Below are 20,106 nucleotides of genomic sequence, written 5' to 3'. Positions count from 1 at the left end.
ATGGGATTTTATTATTTTGATTATACTTATCTGCTATTTGTAATTCCTGGACTTTTGATTTCGATTTATGCACAATATTGTGTTTCGACTGCTTTTAATAAGTATTCTAAGGTTAGAAATTCTTCGGCTATGTCAGGAAGAAATGCCGCTGAAATGGTTCTTAGAATGAATAATGTTCCGCTTATTCCGATAAATCCGATAAGTGGTAATATGAATGACCACTTTGACCCCCGTTCAAATTCTATAAGACTTTCTGACCCTGTTTATAATAAGACAACGGTTACAGCAATGTGTGTTGCGGCACACGAGGCTGGACACGCTGTACAACACGCAACAAGCTATGCCCCTATGACTATAAGACGAGCATTAGTTCCAATAACACAAATAAGCTCATCTCTTGCTTGGCCAATGGTTTTAATAGGCTTGGTACTTCCGGTACAATATGATTTCTTCATTTATCTTGGAATTTTGCTCTATGGTGTAGCACTTCTTTTCTCTATTGTTACACTTCCTGTTGAATTTAACGCAAGCCGCAGAGCAATGGTTGCACTTGAAAATTCAGGTCTTTGTACTGCGGAAGAATTGGCAGGAGCAAGAAAGGTACTTCGTGCGGCCGCTATGACCTATGTAGCATCTACACTTACAGCAATGCTCAATTTGCTCAGAATTATTTTTATAGCAAATAACAGACGGAGATAGTATGGATAACAATATAAACGGCAGAACCCTTGCATTTAATGCTTTGTTAAGAGTGCTTGAGGACGAGGCTTATTCAAACATAGCCTTTGATACGATGATTTCAAGGTCAGAGGCGAATCCGAGAGAAGTCGGACTTGCGGCGGCTATATTCTATGGCGTGCTTGAGAGAAAGCTTACTCTTGATTATATAATCTCAAAATTCTCAAAAACACCTATAAAAAAGATTGAACCAAAGGCATTGATAATTCTTTATATGGGTATTTATCAGATAATCTATATGGACAGAATACCTGATTCCGCCGCAGTAAATGAAAGCGTTAAGCTTTGCAAAAAACAAAAGCTTTTTTCAGCGAGTGGTTTTATAAATGGTGTCTTGCGTTCGGTTTCGAGAAGTGGTATGCCCGAACTTCCAAGTAAGAATAAGGCTCAGTACCTTTCTATAAAGTATTCATTTCCGAAGGAGATAATCGCTCTTTGGCAGAAATCCTATGGTGAAGAAATTACAGAAAAGTTGCTTGAATCTCAATCTGGCAGACCACCTCTTTGTGCGAGAGTAAATACAATCAAAACTAATACCGACGAGCTTATTAAGCTGCTTACTGATAAGGGTATTTCAGTTGAGAAAAGCAAACTCATTGAAAATGCTGTTCTTATAGAAAATTCAGGTTCGCTGACAAGGCTTGCTGAATTTAAGAAAGGCTTATTTCATATCGAGGATATTTCGAGCCAGCTTTGCTGTGAGGTACTTGCTCCCAAAAAAGGTGACAGGGTGCTTGATGTCTGTGCCGCACCTGGTGGAAAAAGTGTTACTATGGCAGAAATGATGCAAAATGACGGTATGATTCTTGCTTGTGACCTTTATCCGCAAAGGCTCAAGCTTATAGAAGAAAATGCAAAAAAAGCTTCTATTAATATTATCAGAACAAAGCTTGCTGATGCACAAAATCAGGATTATGGACAAAAATTTCAGAGGGTTTTGTGTGATGTGCCATGTTCAGGTTTTGGAATTATAAGAAGAAAGCCTGAATTACGCTATAAAAGCGTTACAGGGCTTGACACTCTGCCAGATTTGCAGTACCTTATATTATGTAATGCTGCGAGATTTGTTGCAGACGGTGGAACATTAGTTTACTCTACCTGTACACTGAATCCAAATGAAAATGGTAAAAATGCAGAACGCTTTCTAAAAGAACATAACGACTTTAAGCCTTATGATATAAAGCTTGATAATATTATAAGAGGAATAGATGAGCCAGACAATCAGCTTACGCTTTTCCCTCATACAAATGGTACAGATGGTTTCTTTATTTCTGCGTTTGTTCGTAAATAGATGATTAGTTAATATGAGTTCGATGATAACTGTTATTTATAATAAGTTGAAAAGGTTCGAGCGATTTCGCATCTTGGAGTGGTGGCTTACAGTTAGGGAACCCCCTGCGAGGGTTCCCTACGAAAAACATTCCGCTGGAATGTTTTTCTACCCTCCTGCGCTTAGAGGAGTATAAAGTGTTTCGCTCTCTGCGGAGAGCGACCAAAGGCTCTGCCTTTGGAAACTGCGAGCCTTTAAAAAGGCTCGAGCGAAACTTTTAATTTTTATCGAATGAATGTTAGTTAAATTGCTTGAAAGAAAACTGAAAGGAGGATAACTTATGATAGATATAAAATCTTTGACTCTTGAGGAATTGCAGGCAGAGCTTAAAAAAATGGGACAGCCATCATTTAGGGCGGGTCAGATATTTAAGTGGCTTCACGAAGGAGTAAAATCCTTTGATGAAATGACTAATATTTCTAAGAGTTTAAGAGAAGAACTTGGTCAAAAGTGCTATATATCCTCTGCAACTATTGAAAAAAAACTCATTTCGGATTATGATGATACAGTAAAATATCTCTTTTCGTTTAGAGATGGCGAAACCGTAGAATCAGTTCTTATGAAATATCATCACGGATATACAAGCTGTATATCAACACAAGTTGGTTGTAAGATGGGTTGCACCTTCTGTGCAACAGGTATGGGCGGATATGTTAGAAATCTTACACCGAGCGAAATGCTTGCACAGCTTCAAGCTGAACAGGCAGATAGAAATATCAGAATTTCAAATATCGTTCTTATGGGTATGGGAGAACCACTTGATAATTTCGATAATGTAATACGCTTTCTGAAGCTTGTTTCTGATGATAAGGGAATGAATATTGGTATGCGTCATATATCGCTTTCAACCTGTGGTGTTGTGCCGAAAATATATGAGCTTGCAGATTTAAAGCTTCAACTTACACTTTCAGTTTCACTTCATGCACCAAATGACCAGATAAGAAGTAAAACTATGCCTGTGAACAGAAGATGGGGTATAGATGAGCTTCTCGAAGCTTGTCGATATTATCTTAAAATGACAAACAGACGCATATCATTTGAATATGCAATGATTGATAATGTAAATGACAGCGATGCCTGTGCAAGAGAATTAGCAAAAAGACTGCATGGAATGTTGGCTCATGTCAATCTTATTCCTGTTAATGCAGTAAACGGCACAGGATATAAAAAGAGTAAGGCAGAAAGGCTGAGGGCTTTTTCTAATATACTCGAAAAAAGCGGAATAACAGTCACTGTACGAAGAACCCTCGGAAGTGACATAAATGCCTCGTGTGGGCAGTTGAGGCGGGGTACAAAATCTGAAGCGGATAAAAAGGGGGCTGAGAATGATGCAGGTATTCAGCAAAAGTGATACAGGAATTGTCAGAAAGCAAAATCAGGACAGCTGCAAAACAGGTGAGTTTGATGAAAAGACCGTTTGGGCTGTTGTCTGTGATGGTATGGGCGGAGCAAACGGTGGAAGTATAGCAAGTGCGACCGCTGTTGATGAAATCGCCCAATACATATCTGAGAATTATGAGCTTGACTTTGACGAAGACCGGATAAAACAGCTTTTGGCAGATGCGGCTACTGTTGCAAATAATGCAATATATATGGAGTCTGTCAGTTGTCATGAGCTTAGCGGAATGGGTACAACACTTGTTGCTGCAATAGTCAAAGAAAACAAGCTATACATTATTCACGCAGGTGACAGCCGAGCCTGTCTTATAGATGGTGAAAGCTTTGTCCAGCTTACGCAGGACCATTCTATTGTTCAGGAAATGGTTGATATGGGAAAAATTACTCCTGAAGAGGCAAAAAACCATCCTAAGAAAAATATAATCACAAGGGCTTTGGGAGTAGAACCAAGGATAAGGCTTGATTTTACCGTTTCTGATTTTCCAAAAAACTCGATTTTTATGATATGTACTGACGGACTTACAAATTACCTTAGTCCAGAAAGAATTGTCGAGCTTTATAAGAAATTCAACGGTGAAGCACTTACTGAGGCACTAATTGCAGAGGCTAACGAGCAAGGCGGAGGTGACAACATAACTGTTGTCATCATAAACCGATAATCGGTTGAAAGGGGTTATTTTTAAATGGATAAATATGTTGGTAAAAGGCTTGACGGCAGATATGAGCTCCAAGAGCTTATAGGCGTCGGCGGTATGGCAACGGTTTATAAAGCATATGATACGATTGATGATAAGATTGTTGCTGTAAAAATCTTGAAGGAAGAATTCCTTGGCAATGATGATTTTATTCGTAGATTCAAGAATGAATCTAAGGCTATTGCAGTGCTTTCTCACCCGAATATAGTTAAGGTTTTTGATGTCAGCTTTGGTGACAGAATTCAATATATCGTTATGGAATATATTGACGGCATTACTCTTAAAGAGTATATCGAGCATCAGAAAGTTATAAACTGGAAAGAGGCTGTGCATTTCACAGTGCAGATTCTTGAGGCTCTCGAACACGCTCACGAAAAGGGTGTTGTCCATAGAGATATTAAACCTCAGAATATAATTCTTCTTCAAGACGGAACTATTAAGGTTACAGACTTTGGTATAGCTCGTCTTACAACAAGCGAAACTCGTACGATGACAAATACAGCTATCGGCTCAGTTCATTATATTGCACCTGAACAGGCTCGTGGCGATTTGACAGACGGCAAGGCTGATATTTATTCTGTTGGCGTAATGCTCTATGAAATGCTTACAGGCAAGCTTCCTTTTGAGGCTGATAGTGCAGTTTCTGTGGCTATTATGCAGCTTCAGACAGAGCCAAGTCCTTTGCGTGATATAAATGAGGAGATTCCTGAGGGACTTGAAGAAATCACTCTCAAGGCTATGAGAAAAGACCCCGCACAGCGTTATGAAACAGCCGCAAAGATGCTTGAGGCTATCGAAACTTTCCGCAGAAATCCAAGTGTTCGCTTTAATTATAAGTATTATGATGACACAACAAGCGGAGATACAAAGTTTGTTGAAACCTCTATAAAGGGTAGTAATGCACCCGCTGTCCCTGACCAGCTTTATAATGATAATTATGATTATGATGAGGAAGCATCGAGTGATACACGCTCAAGAACCGCAGTAAAATGGGTAACAATAGGAATTGCCTCTGTTGTTGTTATTGCTATCGCAGTTCTGATATTTATGTTTACTTCAAAATCCTGTCAGGGCGGTTCGTCAAAAGATGTTGAAATTCCGGATTTCATCGGTCAAATGCTCGATGATGTTCAGTCTAACAAATCATATAAATTTAACTTCAAGATTGAGGTTAAATATGACGCCTCAAAGCCTCTTATGATGATTCTTGACCAAGACCCTAAGGCAGGAACTAAGACTGTTAAGGAAAACTCTGAAATTATTCTTACTGTCAATAGTAGTGAATCTAAGGTTAATGTTCCAACAGTTAAGGGACTCAGCCAAAAAGATGCAGAGGAAAAAGTTCAAAAGGCAAACCTTTATACAGATATTAAGAAGGTTTACAGTAATATGGTTGATAAGGGCTATGTAGTTGACTGCTCACCTGGAGAGGGTACTGAACAGCAAATCGGTACAAAGATTACTTTGTTTATAAGCGATGGTCCTGAGGGCGAAACAGTTCAGATTCCTACAAAGCTTATTGGTAAGACTAAAGATGAGGTTAAAGCAGAGCTTGAAAAGCTTGGTTTAAAGACAGAGTTTAGCGACCAGCCTTCTACTGAAAAGAGAGATGTGGTATTTAATCTTGAGCCATATGAGGGCAACACAGTACAGAAGGGTACACTTGTTACAATCTATGCAAGTAATGGTAAGCTTCCGACAGGTTCAGAAAGAAATATTGAGCTTGAGGTGGGTTGGCCAAATGAAGAAGCAAAGGTAAGCCTTGAAGTATTTATCAATGGTATCAAGGACGATAGTCTTTCAAATGATTCAGTATATCTTCCAGATGTAGGAAAGCTTAAAATTACTGGCAGAGATAAAGATGTAAAGGTTAAGATTAACATTAATGATAGTGAATATAAGATTTTTACTATCGACTTTACTAAGGACCCACCAGTTGCAACTCTTACAAAGGAGAATCCTTACACATCAAATTCATTCAAGGTTCCGTCTGTTGCAGATTCTTCTGAAGAAGATGCAAGAAAGGCTTTAATTTCAGCTGGTTTTGACGCTGGTAATATTAAGAGAGAATTTGAAACAAGCGATACAGTTAAAAGTGGTAATGTTACAAGAACAAATCCGTCAGAGGGTTCAGTTGTTTCAGCAGGTTCCGAAATTACCATATTTGTAAGCAAGGGTAATGGTGAATCTTCAAATGAACCATCAGACGAATCTTCAAATGAATCATCAACTGAGGAATTTAATGACATTATCGGCAGCACATTCAGCTATGTATATGATAAGTATGGTGCAAATTATCGTTTTAGTTATGAGGGCAATCCTTCTGACAGCACAACGATAAAGAGCTACTCTGTATCTGGTAATGAGATTACACTTTATTTCAATGAGGAATCATCAGGCGAAATAACTGGTGTTCCATCAGATGACCCATCGGTTGAGTAATAGTTAAATTATTAAGGTCTGCTTTGCGGATATTCGCAGAGCAGACCTTATCTATAAAGAAATTTAGAGAAGGTGTGAAATGAAAACAGTAGATGGATTGCTTATAAAGGCTTTAGGCGGTTTCTATTATGTAGAAGCAGAGGATAATATTATATATGAATGTAAAGCTCGTGGAAGCTTTCGTAGACAAAAGCTTTCGCCGTATGTTGGAGATAGAGTGACGATTTCTATTCCCGATGACGGTTATTGTGCAATAGAAAGCATTGCAGAGCGTAAAAATTCCCTTATAAGACCACCTCTGGCAAATATAGATACTTTATTCATCGTGGCGTCTACAACTGAGCCAGAGCCAAATATGCTTGTTATTGATAAAATGACAGCGGCAGCAGTTTCAAAGGAAATAGAGCCTGTTATAGTTATTTCTAAGACAGATTTAAGCGGTGCGGAAAAGCTAAAAGAAATTTATGCAAAAACAGGCTTTAAGCTTATAGAATGTTCTAAGGAAAATAATGATGGGGCAGAAGAAATTAAGTCTATGCTTGGAGGAAAAATTTCAGCTTTTACTGGAAATTCAGGTGTTGGAAAATCTACTATACTAAATGCTATTCTTCCTGAACTTGAGCTTGAAACTGGTGATATAAGTCGAAAGCTTGGTCGTGGCAGACATACAACTCGTCACACAGAGCTTTATAAAATTTGTGGAGGTTATATAGCTGATACACCTGGGTTTTCTACGGTTGATATAGAACGCTATGAGCTTATTCGCAAAGAGGATTTGCCGAATTGCTTTCCTGAATTTGAGCCTTATATTTGTAATTGTAAATTTACTTCTTGTGCTCATATAAAAGAAAAAGGCTGCGGTGTCCTTGAAGCACTTAACAAAAGCAAGATAAGTCAATCAAGGCATAATAGTTATGTTATGATGTATGATGAAGTTAAGGATATTAAGGATTGGATGAATAAATCATAAGGAGATTAGTATGAGTCGCTGTGTTATTATATCATCATCACCCAAAATAAAAATTTCATTTTTGCGTGATGAGGTTCTTTCTGATGATTTTATAATATGTGCCGATGGCGGATATAAACACGCCGAAAAGGCAGGTCTTGTGCCTAATATAATTATTGGAGATTTTGATTCCGCAGAAGTGCCTTCAAATACAAATGCTACAGTTCTAAAGCTTCCTATAAAGAAAGATGATACAGATACTTTTAGCTGTGTTAAAGAGGCTCTTAGCCGAGGTTTTGACGAAATAATTATTTTTGGTGGTACAGGTGGAAGAATGGACCATACCTATGCGAATATTTCTGTTTTGAGTTATATCCGTTCTCACAATGCAAGAGGAACGCTTATTGACGAAAGCAATTCATTGATGATTATTTCTGATGAGGAAATGCTTATAGAGAATAAGTGTGGAGAACGCTTTTCAATTTTTGCTTTTGGTTGTGAAAGCTGTGTTGTCACACTTTCTGGCTTTGAGTATGAGCTTGAAAAGGGCAGACTTTTTGCAGAAATACCGTTAGGAATAAGCAATGTTATAACTGCTGATACTGCACGAGTAAAAATTGATGAGGGCAGTGCCGTAATAATTTTTTCAAAGGAATAAGCACAAAAATTACGCCGCCGAGTATTATGTATTAAGAGCGTTACGAAAGGCTCAAACACATAAAAAAGGCGGTGTTATTTATGGCAAGAAAGCGAAGGGGCTGCAATAGCTGTAATAGCGGAAAAACGGCACTTGCGTTTGCTTTAGGGCTTTTGATTTCACTGCTTTTCCCACAGAGATGCCTTTTGATTATCGCAGCGATAATTGTAATAATACTTGCGATTGCGTTGTCGAAATGCTGCTGAATTTATGGAGGTATACTTATGAAAATCGTTGTAGTTGACAGACCAAAGTTCTTCTCATTCTTTTTAAGAAAGATGTTCGGAATAAAAAAATTAAAGCCTGAAGAAATTTAAGGCTTATTTCCTATATTTTCAATAAATGAGGGGCTGTTTTTTCACAGCCCCTTTTTTGTGCGAATAATTATCCTGAATATGTACATAATAGTTGTATATATACAATTAAAAATCGTGTCGAATTTTTGGTCGATTGATAAAATATTAACAAACATATCTAACATTATTGTTAAAATTTAGACAATTTGTCTTATTGCACAAAAAATTAACCAAAAGTTAATGCACATTACATCTATCTTTTATTCAAGTTGTGTAGTATAATAACAACATCAGATACAGAAACACTTGATTCTAAGAAATCTGTTAAACTAAATATAAAAGCCGAAAGGGGACTTAATTTATGACATTCGAGAAAGTTTTAGCTGAACGCAAAGATAAGGTTATCTACAAAGATGGCGATACTACTATAAAAGTATTCGATAGCAATTATCCTAAGTCAGATATTCTTAACGAGGCTCTTAATCACGCAAGAGTTGAGGAAACAGGTCTTCCTATTCCTGCAATTAAGGCAGTTTCGGTTATTGATGGTAAGTGGGCTATCTCAATTGAGTATGTAGAAGGTAAGACACTTGAAAAAATTATGGAAGAAGACCCAGATAATTTCGACAAATATCTTGAACAGTTTGTTGACCTTCAGCTTATGGTTCAGAGCAAGAAAGCTCCTCTCCTTAATAAGCTAAAGGATAAGATGAATAGAAAGATTTCAAGCCTTAGTAATGAAATTGATGCAACAACTCGTTATGAGCTTCATACAAGACTTGAGTCTATGCCAAAGCATGATAAGGTTTGCCACGGCGATTTTAACCCGTCAAATATTATCGTTTCTCCTGATGGCTCAATGCATATCCTTGACTGGTCACACGCTACTCAGGGAAACGCTTCTGCAGACGCAGCAAGAACATATCTTTTGTTTGCTCTTAAAGATAAGACTGTTGCTGATAAGTATCTTGACTTATTCTGCAAAAAGTCTGACACTGCTAAACAATATGTACAGCAGTGGTTGCCGATAGTTGCAGCCTCACAGCTTGTAAAGCATCGTCCAGAGGAAGAAGATTTCCTCAAGACTTGGATTAATGTTATCGACTATCAGTGATATTTAATTTTGATTATAGGTTTTCTTTTTTCTTCCTTTCTTTTTTTCATAAACAGGGATGCCAACCGAATTTTACGGTTGGCATTTTTGTGTTTATCCGAAGTATTTTTTTAGCAAACTAAAAGGGTAGGTATTGAAACCTGCCCTTTAGCTTGCTTATTATGTTTTAGTTATCTTTAAAAGCGAGGATAAGTCTTAGAACTTCTTCGAAAATCCATACGAGGGAGAAAATTAAGGAGAAAGCAATTTTCCATTCTACTTTAGCGGATATTCTGCTTTCTACTATCTCATGGATTGTATCAACATCTTTAACGAGTGAGAGAGTTGCTATTATAATGCCGATGATTGAAAATGCTATGCAGAGTGCAGGATTGGTTGATATGAATACGGAGATTTCTCTCAATCCAGGAATGAAGAATCCGATTGCAATAACTACTGAAGAAATAACCAGCGCCGAGATTGCTATTGTTATACCTTGCTTAAACTTGCTTGATAGTCTAATTTTGCCGCTCATATAAGCGAAAACTACTGCTGCGAATATTGAAAGTGTTACTATGATTGCAAGAAGTATAGGCTCTCTGTATTCTTTGAAAATATTTGCCATAAATGCGTATAGAAAACCGAAGCTTATGCAATATAGTGAGCCAAAAAAGGGTATCGTTTTCTTTAAGAAAATACATACTATTGAAAGAGCTAAAACTAGAACGGATGAAGCTAAACCGCCGATAATTTCTGCAGTGTTTGCATAAATATCATCATCAATATATATAGTTGAATAGTTTAGATTATGAAGAAACATTGCAAGGGCTACACCTATAATCATCATTATAAGGAAAATTAAACATTTTAAAGCAATTCCTTTATAGGAGGCGGATTCTGTGTCTGAATCCTGGTAGACTGATTTTTTTGCATTGCGAAGAACCGGATTTGAACCAAAGAAGGTTTTTTCTTCTTTGGTTGTGTTATTTAATCTTGTGCTTGCCATAATAAAATCCCTTTTCTAAATTTATTTTTTTATTTGGTTATCTTGTGTTTTCACTAATATATACGAATGGGTTAGAGGTTTTCCACGCATTTTATAAGAATTTTTTTAAATATTGACCTGTGTATGAGTTTTCATTCAGTGCTATTTCTTCGGGAGTGCCTGTGCCTACGATAGTACCTCCGCCACTGCCACCTTCTGGACCTAAATCAATGATGTAATCAGCTGCTTTGATAAGGTCGAGGTTATGCTCGATAACAATTACGGTGTTTCCACTATCGACAAGTTTTTGAAGAACATCAACAAGCTTATGAACATCAGCTATATGCAGACCTGTTGTTGGTTCATCAAGGATATAGACAGTTTTTCCGGTAGGACGCTTTGAAAGCTCTGTTGCAAGCTTTACACGCTGTGCTTCACCACCTGAAAGTGTTGTGGCTGGTTGTCCAATCTTGATATAACCTAAGCCAACATCACAGAGTGTTTTAAGCTTTCTTGAAATCTTAGGAATGTTGCTGAAAAATTCTGTTGCTTCTTCGGCTGTCATCTCAAGTACATCATAGATAGATTTGCCTTTATATTTTATTTCGAGAGTTTCACGGTTATAACGCTTTCCGCCACAAACTTCACAAGGTACATAAATATCAGGCAAGAAGTGCATTTCAATTTTGATTATGCCGTCACCTTCACAAGACTCGCAACGACCACCTTTTATATTAAAGGAAAATCTTCCTGACGAATATCCACGCATTTTTGCGTCATTAGTGCTTGCGAAAAGCTCTCGAATATCTGTAAAAACACCTGTATATGTCGCAGGATTTGAGCGAGGGGTTCTGCCAATAGGGGCTTGGTTGATGTCAATAACCTTATCAAGATTTTCTACACCAAGAATTTCATCGTGTTCTCCACTGCGTGTTTTGGCACGATTTAGAGTTGAAGCGAGAGATTTATAAAGTATTTCATTGATAAGAGAGGATTTTCCTGAGCCAGAAACACCAGTCACGCAGAGAAATGTTCCGAGTGGAAATTTGACATCAATATTTTTTAGGTTATTCTGTCTTGCTCCTTTAACCTCAATAAATTTTCCATTGCCTTTTCTGCGTGTTTGTGGAACAGGAATTTTTCTTGCTCCGCTGAGATATTGTCCCGTAATAGATTTTTCACAAGCTATAATATCATCAACAGTTCCTGCACAGACAAGTTCACCACCATGAGCTCCTGCACCTGGCCCTATATCAACAATATAATCAGCGGCACGCATTGTATCTTCATCGTGTTCTACAACGATAACAGTATTTCCTAAGTCACGAAGATTTTTGAGTGTGGCAAGAAGCTTGTCATTATCACGCTGATGCAGACCTATGCTTGGTTCATCGAGGATATAAAGAACGCCCATAAGTGATGAGCCTATTTGAGTGGCAAGACGGATTCTCTGACTTTCGCCACCCGAGAGAGTTCCAGCGGCTCTTGAAAGGGTGAGATAGCCAAGTCCAACGCTTTTAAGGAAATTAAGGCGTGATATGATTTCTTTTATAACAAGCTTGGCAATCATACGCTGTCTTTCAGTAAGCTCAATTTTATTGATAAAATCGAGTGCTTTATCGACAGACATATCACAAAATTCACTTATATTAAGTCCACCAACAGTTACAGCGAGGCTTTCGGGGGAAAGTCTGCGTCCGTGACAGGCTTCACATTCTGTGGCACTCATAAAGGATTCAATTTCTTCCTTTATCCATTTACTGCTTGTTTCTTTGAATCTTCGCTCAAGATTATTTATGATTCCCTCGAATGGTACTTCATTAACACCTGAGCCATACTCACGCTTTCTTACAACACGAATTTTTTCGCCCTTTGTTCCGTAAAGAATTATATCGAGAATTTCTGGAGGGAGTTCTTTTACTGGAGTATCAAGTGAGAAATTATACTTTTCTGCGAGAGCTTCAAAGTACATTGTTGCAATTGTGCTGCCTTCCATAGCCCAACCACTTGCCTTGATACCGCCCTTACGGATTGAAAGCTCGGGATTAGGGATAATCAAATCTTTATCTACTTTCAGAAAAACTCCAAGTCCTGTACATTTTTTGCAAGCACCAAAAGGATTGTTGAAAGAAAACATTCTTGGTGAAAGCTTGTCTATGCTGAAATTATGGTCGGGGCAAGCATAATTCTGTGAATATAGTATGTCGTTGCCGTCCTGTATTGCGATAACAGTAAGACCGCCAGCAAGCTTTGAGGCAGTTTCTATGGAATCAGCAAGTCTTGATTGAATATCGTCTTTAATAACAAGTCGGTCAACGATTATGTCAATATTATGCTTTTTATTCTTTTCAAGAGTGATGTTTTCAGAAAGGTCATAAATTATTCCGTCAACTCTTACTCTGACAAAGCCTGATTTTGAGGCGGATTCAAGAACCTTTTTATGCTCTCCTTTTTTACCTCTTATAACAGGTGCTAAAACCTGAATTTTACTTTTTTCTGGTAGCAGCATAACACTATCTACAATCTGGTCAACCGTTTGCTGTTTGATTTCTCTGCCACAGATAGGACAGTGGGGAATACCTATTCTTGCATACATAAGACGCAGATAGTCATAGATTTCTGTTACTGTACCAACTGTTGAACGAGGATTTTTTGAGGTTGTTTTTTGGTCGATAGATATTGCAGGAGAAAGTCCCTCAATGCTATCAACATTCGGTTTTTCCATCTGGCCAAGGAACATTCTTGCGTATGAGGAGAGAGATTCTACATAACGGCGTTGTCCCTCAGCGTAAATGGTATCAAATGCAAGGGAGGATTTTCCTGAACCTGAAAGTCCTGTAAGAACTACAAGCTTTTCTCTTGGAATTTCAACATCAATATTTTTTAAATTATGTTCTCTTGCACCTTTTACTACTATATTTTTCATCATTGGAATTACCTCCATGAATAAATGATTTTCTAAAAAATCGACAGTATGTTCGCTTGTTTAATGATAGCATAAATAAAAGTATTTTGCAATGGAAATTCGCAGTATATAGTTAGGTTAATATGAATTAAAAGCAAAAAATAGCGGCGGATAAAATCCGCCGCTTAAGGAGCAAAGAATGTTAAGGGCTTTGCCCTTAAAACCCACCAAAGGCTCCGCCTTTGGAAACCGCAAGCTTTTGAAAAAGCTTGAGCAAAACTTTTAATTGTCTTAGAAAAGTCTGTTAGTTATTAAGAAAGAATTATATCACTTAATGGTTTTCTATCCTTGCTGTGTCTATCTGGGCTTTTTGCTTCGCCATCAGCATATCCTATTGCAAGAAGATTGATAGGTTCAATTTCTTTTGGGATATTAAATTCTTCTTTTATAACCTGTGGCTTGAATCTGCCTATCCAGAGTGTGCCTAATCCAAGCTCTGTTGCCATAAGCATCATATGGTCTGTGACGATAGTTGCGTCTATGTCGCCAAATTCTTTGCCATCGTATTTACGTTTCCAAGATGCTGAAGTATCATTGCAGACAATCAGAACACAAGGGGCATTATAAAAATTAGTTGCTTTTGAAACCTTTTCTAAACCTTTTGCATCAGTTACAACAATAATTTTTGTAGGTTGATAGTTTACTGCTGATGGAGCAATTCTGCCTGCTTCAAGTATTGTGTCTAATTTTTCTTTTTCAATAGGCTTTTCGCTGTATGAGCGTACAGAATATCTTTTCTTTGCTAATTCTAAAAAGTTCATATGGAACCTCCGAGTATTTTATTTACTTGATTACATCATAAATTAGAAAAATATTGAATATGCTTATAAAGTTTATATATAAGAAAAATACATTTTCCACTTTTTAGCATATGCTTCAGTTGTAGAACCTTTTTTAGCTCTTAGTGTAACCTGAGTATTAGGGAAGATGGATTCATTCTTATCATATGAACTTTTAAATTTCATATTACTGTTTTCTATAGTACAGGTATTAAGCATTGTGCAATCACCAAAGGCAAGAAAATTGAGTGTTTCTACACTTTCTGGAAGTGTGATTTTTCTAAGACCGCTGCATTTATAAAAAGCATTGGATTTTATCTCTTTAATAGTATTTGGAAGTGTTATATCATTTAGAGATTTACAACCTAAAAATAGTGATTCACTGATTTCTGTAATACCTGAAGGAATTTCTATTTTTTGAAGTGATGTACATTCAAGAAAAGCCTCTTTAGAAATAGTTTTGATATTCTTTGGAAGTATTACTTCTGTAACTATACCATTTCTTTGGAAAGCACCAACTTCAATTTTCGTTACACTATCAAGTATAGTATATGATGAATCTGATTTATAAGATGGGTAGAAAAGAAGTTCAGTTTTAGATTTATTATACAATACACCATCAACAGAAGTAAAGTAACGATTATCTTCATCAACATATATATTTTTCATATAAATGCAATCATAGAAAGGATTCATATTGCAGCTTCTGTTATTAAGAGATATTGATTGAATATTTTTAGATATAGTTACACTTTTAATTTGTGAACAGCCTGAAAATGCCATAGGGTCGATTCCAGTTATAACTTTATTTGAATATTTCTCTGGTATTACTAAATCCTCAAGCTTGCCCTTATATCCGACTATGTGTAATGTATCGTTTTGATACTCTTTATAGACATAATTTTTTTCATCTTCTTTAAGTTCTGCAGCACGAAGTTCTTCGGCGGTAGGTTCGTGAGAACTTTCTGAATCTGATGATGCATTAATATCGACTGAACTTTCAATAATACCATCTGTTGAAAGACTGTTCTTTTTTGCGACATCAAGCATAGAAAATATAACTACTCCAGCAATAACAACAAAAGCTACTCCTATGATTGTAGCTATGCCCGCAGTTGATTTAAAGAAATTTCCGATTTTTGAAAGAGAAGAATTTTGCTTGTCTGTTTTTTTATTCTTTTGCTTTGTGGCGTTATCTATACTAAAATTAGCTTCTACCACACGCTGGTATGATTGTGGCTTTTTAGGAATATTATTTGATGGTTGTTCTGAAACTTCTTGAACATTCTGAGACTGCTCTACAACTGTTTCTTGCTGAACAGGCTGTTGTGCTTGTTCATAAGGGTTTGCGTATTCTTGCTGAACTGGCTGTTGTGCTTGTTCATAAGGGTTTGCATATTCTTGCTGAACTGGTTGTTGTGCTTGCTCATAAGGGTTTGCATATTCTTGCTGAACTGGCTGTTGTGCTTGTTCATAAGGGTTTGCATATTCTTGCTGAACTGGTTGTTGTGCTTGCTCATAAGGGTTTGCATATTCTTGCTGAACTGGTTGTTGTGCTTGCTCATAAGGGTTTGAATACTCTTGCTGAACTGGTTGTTGTGCTTGTTCATAAGGGTTTGCATATTCTTGCTGAACTGGTTGTTGTGCTTGCTCATAAGGGTTTGCATACTCTTGCTGAACTGGTTCTTGGACTTGCTCAGTAATTTTTGTTTCTTGTGCTTGTTCTTTGGATGCGTCAGGAGATGGAATATTTAAAATTGCTTGTATATCATTTTTTTCTTCAATGATAGGTTCTGCATTTGTAGGTGGTGTAATAATACTGCTCATAGGTGGTGCAGGGTGAAATAAAAATTGAGATTTTGCTAATTCCATAAGTGTAAAGGGAACTGCACCGAGAGATACTGAACGCATTAATCTGCCTTCTGATTCAGCTTTTGCAATTTCTTTTTTTATTCCCTCTCTTGCATATGAGAGTATGCACATTACTGTGTTTTCTGGCAAATCTAATGTTGAAACGATTGCAGATAAAGACATTTCCTGATAGTAGTGCATTATGATAAGAAGTCGTTGGTCATCAGGCAAATTTTCGATTATTCCTTTCACAACATTTCGTGTGTCCTTATCGTCTATGGTTTCTTGTGGAAGTTGGTCGAAATTATCTTCATCATTCCATTCAAATTTTTCAGCAACATTATTAAAAGCATCTGGATTTTTTTCTGTGATAGATATATAAGCAGAATATGAGGCAATTCTGTTTAGCCATACATCAAAGATTTCTGCTTTTTTAAGAGAAGTTAAATTTTCAAATGCGTTTGTATAGCTCTCTTTCATGATGCTTATTGCTTCTTGTTCATTTTTAGTTATATTTAGTATTGCAAAAAATAGAGCGTCTTTAGTAAGATTATAAAGTGTTTCATATGCGGTTTTGTCACCCATTAAAGCACTATGAACATATCTTGAAAAGTAGTTATTCATAATAAAACCTCCAAGTTATACATATTTTATATAGATTTAATCATATGTATAGCTAATAAAATTTTAAAAATAAAAAGCTATTTAAAAGTCATGCTTAATTATTTTTATACTATTTACATTTTAACTAAAAGGTCTGAAAATTTCAATCTGTTTAGAGGAATTATATCAAATAAATATTATATTTTTTATTGATTACGCTTTTTATTGAAAGTTTAGAGTTTAAATGTTAAAATTATATTGTTTGTTTCAATAGGTAATATTTAAATTTAAATTATTATGGGAATGGAGAAATAATATGTCACTTAAAAACAGAGAATATTCTCGTGCGGAAATCTCAAGAAAAGCTGAAACTTCACTTATTGGTGGAAGTACATGGGTTTATGATACAGAGGTTAAAAAGATTTTCGGAGAAATTGAAGATGGAAATCTTATAGATGTTGTAAACAATCGTGGAAGATATATGGGCACAGGATATTATAACTCTCACTCGAAAATTCGTATAAGAGTTATTTCGCAAAATGCAAATGACCACTTTGATTATTCGTTCTATGAACGCAGAGTAAGATATGCTTGGGAGTATCGCAAGACGGTTATGCGTGATGACCTTAATTGCTGTCGTGTTATATTCGGAGAGGCTGATGGTTTCCCAGGGCTTACTGTTGATAAGTTTGATGATATACTTGTAACCCAGACACTTTCTCTTGGAACAGAGCGTGTTAAGCCTTTGATTTTTAAGGCACTTGTTAAAGTCCTTGCGGAAGATGGCTTTAATATTCGTGGAATATTTGAGAGAAATGATGTTGGTATTCGCCGTCTTGAAGGTATGGAAGAAAACAAAGGCTTCTTTAAGCTCGATGGACTTGATATTCCAGATTCAACTGAGGTAACTATTGTAGAAAATGGAATTAAGTATTATGTAGATTTTGAAAATGGTCAGAAAACAGGATTTTTCCTTGACCAGAAATTTAACCGCAGAGCGGCCGCAAAACTGGCAAAGGGCAGACGAGTTCTTGATTGCTTTACACATACAGGTTCTTTTGCACTTAACTGTGCTTATGGTGGGGCAGAACATGTTTGTGCCGTTGATATTTCTGAGGAGGCAGTTGGTTTTGCAAAGAGAAATGCCGAACTTAATGGTCTTGATGATAAGATGAGCTTTAAAGCAGTTAATGTTTTTGATTTATTGCCTAATCTTCCAACAGCAGATGAAAAATATGATTATGTTATTCTTGACCCGCCTGCTTTTACAAAATCTCGTGCAACTGTTGATAGTGCTATTCGTGGATATAAAGAAATAAATCTTCGTGCTATGAAGCTACTGCCAAGAGGTGGTTATCTTGCTACCTGCTCTTGTTCGCACTTTATGACAGATGAGCTTTTCCGTACAATGCTTAAATCAGCTGCGTTTGATGCTCATGTTGAGCTTCGTCAGATAGAGGCTCGTCAGCAAGCTCCTGACCACCCAATACTCTGGAATATGCAGGAAACAAATTATCTCAAATTCTATCTTTTCCAAGTTGTTTAATGACTTTAAATAGAAAATTCGCACAGGCTTTTTAATGGCTTGTGCGAATTTTTTATTTTAAATCTTTTTATGTAATAAATTTTTATATTTATTATCAAAATATTATAAGGTGTCACTTGGCTTTTGCAAGAATATTATGTTAATGTGCTGGATTATTATGTTTATTTTTCTGAAAATCGGACAAGAATAATATTGCCGGCACAAAATAAAATTTCGGAGAGTGAAAGCTGTGAATATTAAACGAGGAGATATATATTATGCGGATTTAAGCCCTGTTGTAGGCTCTGAACAGGGTGGCGTAAGACCTGTTTTGATTATTCAGAATGACATCGGCAACAGATATAGTCCAACTGTAATTGCTGCGGCTATCACAAGCCGAAGCACTAAAGCAAATCTGCCAACTCATATTCGTCTTATGGCTAATGAAAGCGGTCTTGCTAAAGATTCTGTTGTGCTTCTTGAACAGATTCGTACAATAGATAAACGCAGATTAAAAGAGCGTATGGGTTCTCTCGACCTCGGCGAAATGGGAAAGGTCGATGAGGCACTTTCTATTAGTTTTGGTTTGGGTGTTGAACACAATTCGATTACATAAAATAATATGTAATCGTAGAATTTCGATTTAAAATATTTAGGAATACTTTTAAGGGGGATTTTTATGGATAGTAAAAATATTAATAAGGTTGATTTAAACAAGGCAAAACATTATCCTAATGATAAAGAAACAGAGGCTCGTGAAGAAGCTTTAAAACAATTTAATCCTGTTCCAAGTACAACAGATTGTACAGGGCTTATTCCTTTTGCAGCACAGGATGAGAAAGAACTTGAATCATATCGTGAGATAATTCAATATACACCGCCATATGAAAAATAATTATAGGTATTGCTATGATAAATATAAAAATCTTGGGAAAGAATAAAGAGCTTTTTAACTGCGTTTGTAATTCTATTGAACATTATGGTGATATGCTTTGCAAACGCAGAAGTATTTCTATATCCACTGCCTCGGAAACTTTCAATGAGCTTTCGGGTAATTCTATCGCAGTTTTTTGCAGCGATTTCAAAGGGAAAATATATGGAGAAAACTTCCTTGCAATATTTTCTTCTGAAAATCGCAATGCAATAGATATGCTTAATGGAAGTGGCAATATTGCAATTTCGTGTGGAATGTCACTAAAAGATACATTTAGTACGGCAAGCATTACTGATGAAGTAAGTATGGTAAGTTTGCAAAGAGCAATATGCACGATTGATGGTGAAATTATAGAGCCAAGAGATTTTTATATAAAGAGCAGTTATGAGCTTTATTCATCTTTAGCGACAAGTGCAATTCTTATTTTACTTGGAGCTATACCAGAAGAAGGTTTTGAATTTTAAGATAAAAATTCCATAAGCGCTAAAATTTACATTTAATATTAAGCTGATAACGACATAATATAATAATGCAAACGCAAAACAACAAAATCAAAAATTTAAACATCAAAAAATCTTAAAAACAAAGGAGAAATAATTATGTCAAGCAGCAACAATAATCAGCTCAATGTACCACAGGCAAAGGAAGCTATGGAACGCTTTAAGATGGAATGTGCAAGCGAAGTAGGCGTAAACCTCAAGCAGGGTTATAACGGTGATATTTCTGCAAGAGAAGCAGGTTCAGTAGGCGGTCAGATGGTTAAAAAGATGATTGAAGCTTATGAGAACGGTATGAAATAAAAAGTGCATTAAAGTACCTTGATTTA

General features: G+C 36.4%; 19 protein-coding genes. 15 read left to right on the top strand and 4 right to left on the bottom strand.

What is annotated here, in order from left to right; translation table 11 throughout:
* The 10 genes from C9914_RS00540 (at position 1) to C9914_RS00500 (ending at position 9,659) form a co-directional block, all read left to right on the top strand.
* On the top strand, positions 1–699 hold the full coding sequence (locus tag C9914_RS00540; RefSeq protein WP_106762724.1) for a zinc metallopeptidase: 699 nt from the start codon (positions 1–3) through the stop codon (positions 697–699).
* Between the two features lies 1 nt (position 700).
* On the top strand, positions 701–2,029 hold the full coding sequence (gene rsmB, locus C9914_RS00535; RefSeq protein ID WP_106762722.1) for a 16S rRNA (cytosine(967)-C(5))-methyltransferase RsmB: 1,329 nt from the start codon (positions 701–703) through the stop codon (positions 2,027–2,029).
* A 319-nt stretch (positions 2,030–2,348) separates the two neighbouring features.
* The gene (rlmN, locus tag C9914_RS00530; protein ID WP_022264881.1) at positions 2,349–3,419 is read left to right on the top strand and encodes a 23S rRNA (adenine(2503)-C(2))-methyltransferase RlmN; all 1,071 of its coding nucleotides are present in this window, start codon (positions 2,349–2,351) and stop codon (positions 3,417–3,419) included.
* Positions 3,394–4,125, top strand: a complete 732-nt coding sequence (locus tag C9914_RS00525; protein WP_106762720.1) for a Stp1/IreP family PP2C-type Ser/Thr phosphatase — start codon at positions 3,394–3,396, stop codon at positions 4,123–4,125. The genes rlmN and C9914_RS00525 overlap by 26 nt, the downstream gene beginning before the upstream one ends.
* A 24-nt stretch (positions 4,126–4,149) precedes the next feature.
* Positions 4,150–6,603, top strand: coding sequence for a Stk1 family PASTA domain-containing Ser/Thr kinase (pknB, locus tag C9914_RS00520; protein WP_106762719.1), 2,454 nt, complete (start codon positions 4,150–4,152; stop codon positions 6,601–6,603).
* Positions 6,604–6,682: 79 nt separating this feature from the next.
* Positions 6,683–7,573: a ribosome small subunit-dependent GTPase A gene (gene rsgA / locus C9914_RS00515; protein ID WP_106762717.1), complete on the top strand. Its 891-nt coding sequence runs from the start codon at positions 6,683–6,685 to the stop codon at positions 7,571–7,573.
* A 10-nt stretch (positions 7,574–7,583) separates the two neighbouring features.
* Positions 7,584–8,210, top strand: a complete 627-nt coding sequence (locus C9914_RS00510) for a thiamine diphosphokinase (RefSeq protein ID WP_106762715.1) — start codon at positions 7,584–7,586, stop codon at positions 8,208–8,210.
* 80 nt (positions 8,211–8,290) lie between these two features.
* A complete protein-coding gene (locus C9914_RS11425) occupies positions 8,291–8,455 on the top strand; it encodes a hypothetical protein (RefSeq protein WP_022264876.1) in 165 nt (54 codons plus the stop codon).
* A gap of 18 nt (positions 8,456–8,473) precedes the next feature.
* Positions 8,474–8,566, top strand: a complete 93-nt coding sequence (gene spoVM / locus C9914_RS00505) for a stage V sporulation protein SpoVM (protein WP_022264875.1) — start codon at positions 8,474–8,476, stop codon at positions 8,564–8,566.
* Positions 8,567–8,906: 340 nt separating this feature from the next.
* Entirely contained in the window at positions 8,907–9,659 is a 753-nt protein-coding gene (locus C9914_RS00500) for a phosphotransferase (RefSeq protein ID WP_022264874.1), read from the top strand.
* Positions 9,660–9,825: 166 nt separating this feature from the next.
* Here C9914_RS00500 and C9914_RS00495 read toward each other — a convergent pair whose 3' ends face one another.
* The 4 genes from C9914_RS00495 to C9914_RS00480 form a co-directional block, all read right to left on the bottom strand.
* Positions 9,826–10,644, bottom strand: a complete 819-nt coding sequence (locus C9914_RS00495; protein ID WP_106762714.1) for a Bax inhibitor-1/YccA family membrane protein — start codon at positions 10,642–10,644, stop codon at positions 9,826–9,828.
* 91 nt (positions 10,645–10,735) lie between these two features.
* Positions 10,736–13,552, bottom strand: a complete 2,817-nt coding sequence (gene uvrA, locus C9914_RS00490; RefSeq protein ID WP_106762712.1) for an excinuclease ABC subunit UvrA — start codon at positions 13,550–13,552, stop codon at positions 10,736–10,738.
* A 287-nt stretch (positions 13,553–13,839) separates the two neighbouring features.
* Entirely contained in the window at positions 13,840–14,349 is a 510-nt protein-coding gene (locus tag C9914_RS00485; RefSeq protein ID WP_106762710.1) for a nitroreductase family protein, read from the bottom strand.
* 72 nt (positions 14,350–14,421) lie between these two features.
* A complete protein-coding gene (locus tag C9914_RS00480; protein ID WP_106762709.1) occupies positions 14,422–16,842 on the bottom strand; it encodes a leucine-rich repeat protein in 2,421 nt (806 codons plus the stop codon).
* A gap of 295 nt (positions 16,843–17,137) precedes the next feature.
* Here C9914_RS00480 and C9914_RS00475 point away from each other — a divergent pair, with 295 nt between their 5' ends.
* From C9914_RS00475 to C9914_RS00455, 5 genes are all read left to right on the top strand, one after another.
* Entirely contained in the window at positions 17,138–18,367 is a 1,230-nt protein-coding gene (locus tag C9914_RS00475; protein WP_106762707.1) for a class I SAM-dependent rRNA methyltransferase, read from the top strand.
* Between the two features lie 229 nt (positions 18,368–18,596).
* The gene (locus tag C9914_RS00470) at positions 18,597–18,962 is read left to right on the top strand and encodes a type II toxin-antitoxin system PemK/MazF family toxin (protein WP_022264869.1); all 366 of its coding nucleotides are present in this window, start codon (positions 18,597–18,599) and stop codon (positions 18,960–18,962) included.
* Between the two features lie 63 nt (positions 18,963–19,025).
* On the top strand, positions 19,026–19,241 hold the full coding sequence (locus C9914_RS00465) for a hypothetical protein (protein ID WP_106762706.1): 216 nt from the start codon (positions 19,026–19,028) through the stop codon (positions 19,239–19,241).
* Between the two features lie 14 nt (positions 19,242–19,255).
* Positions 19,256–19,744, top strand: coding sequence for a hypothetical protein (locus C9914_RS00460; protein ID WP_022264867.1), 489 nt, complete (start codon positions 19,256–19,258; stop codon positions 19,742–19,744).
* A gap of 135 nt (positions 19,745–19,879) precedes the next feature.
* The gene (locus tag C9914_RS00455) at positions 19,880–20,080 is read left to right on the top strand and encodes an alpha/beta-type small acid-soluble spore protein (RefSeq protein WP_022264866.1); all 201 of its coding nucleotides are present in this window, start codon (positions 19,880–19,882) and stop codon (positions 20,078–20,080) included.
* The last annotated feature ends 26 nt before the right edge of the window (positions 20,081–20,106 follow it).

The organism is Pseudoruminococcus massiliensis, assembly GCF_900291955.1.
Taxonomy (GTDB): Bacteria; Bacillota; Clostridia; order Oscillospirales; family Acutalibacteraceae; genus Pseudoruminococcus; species Pseudoruminococcus massiliensis.
Note: the sequence above shows the minus strand (reverse complement) of the source record. Positions and strands in the feature narration are given on the sequence as shown.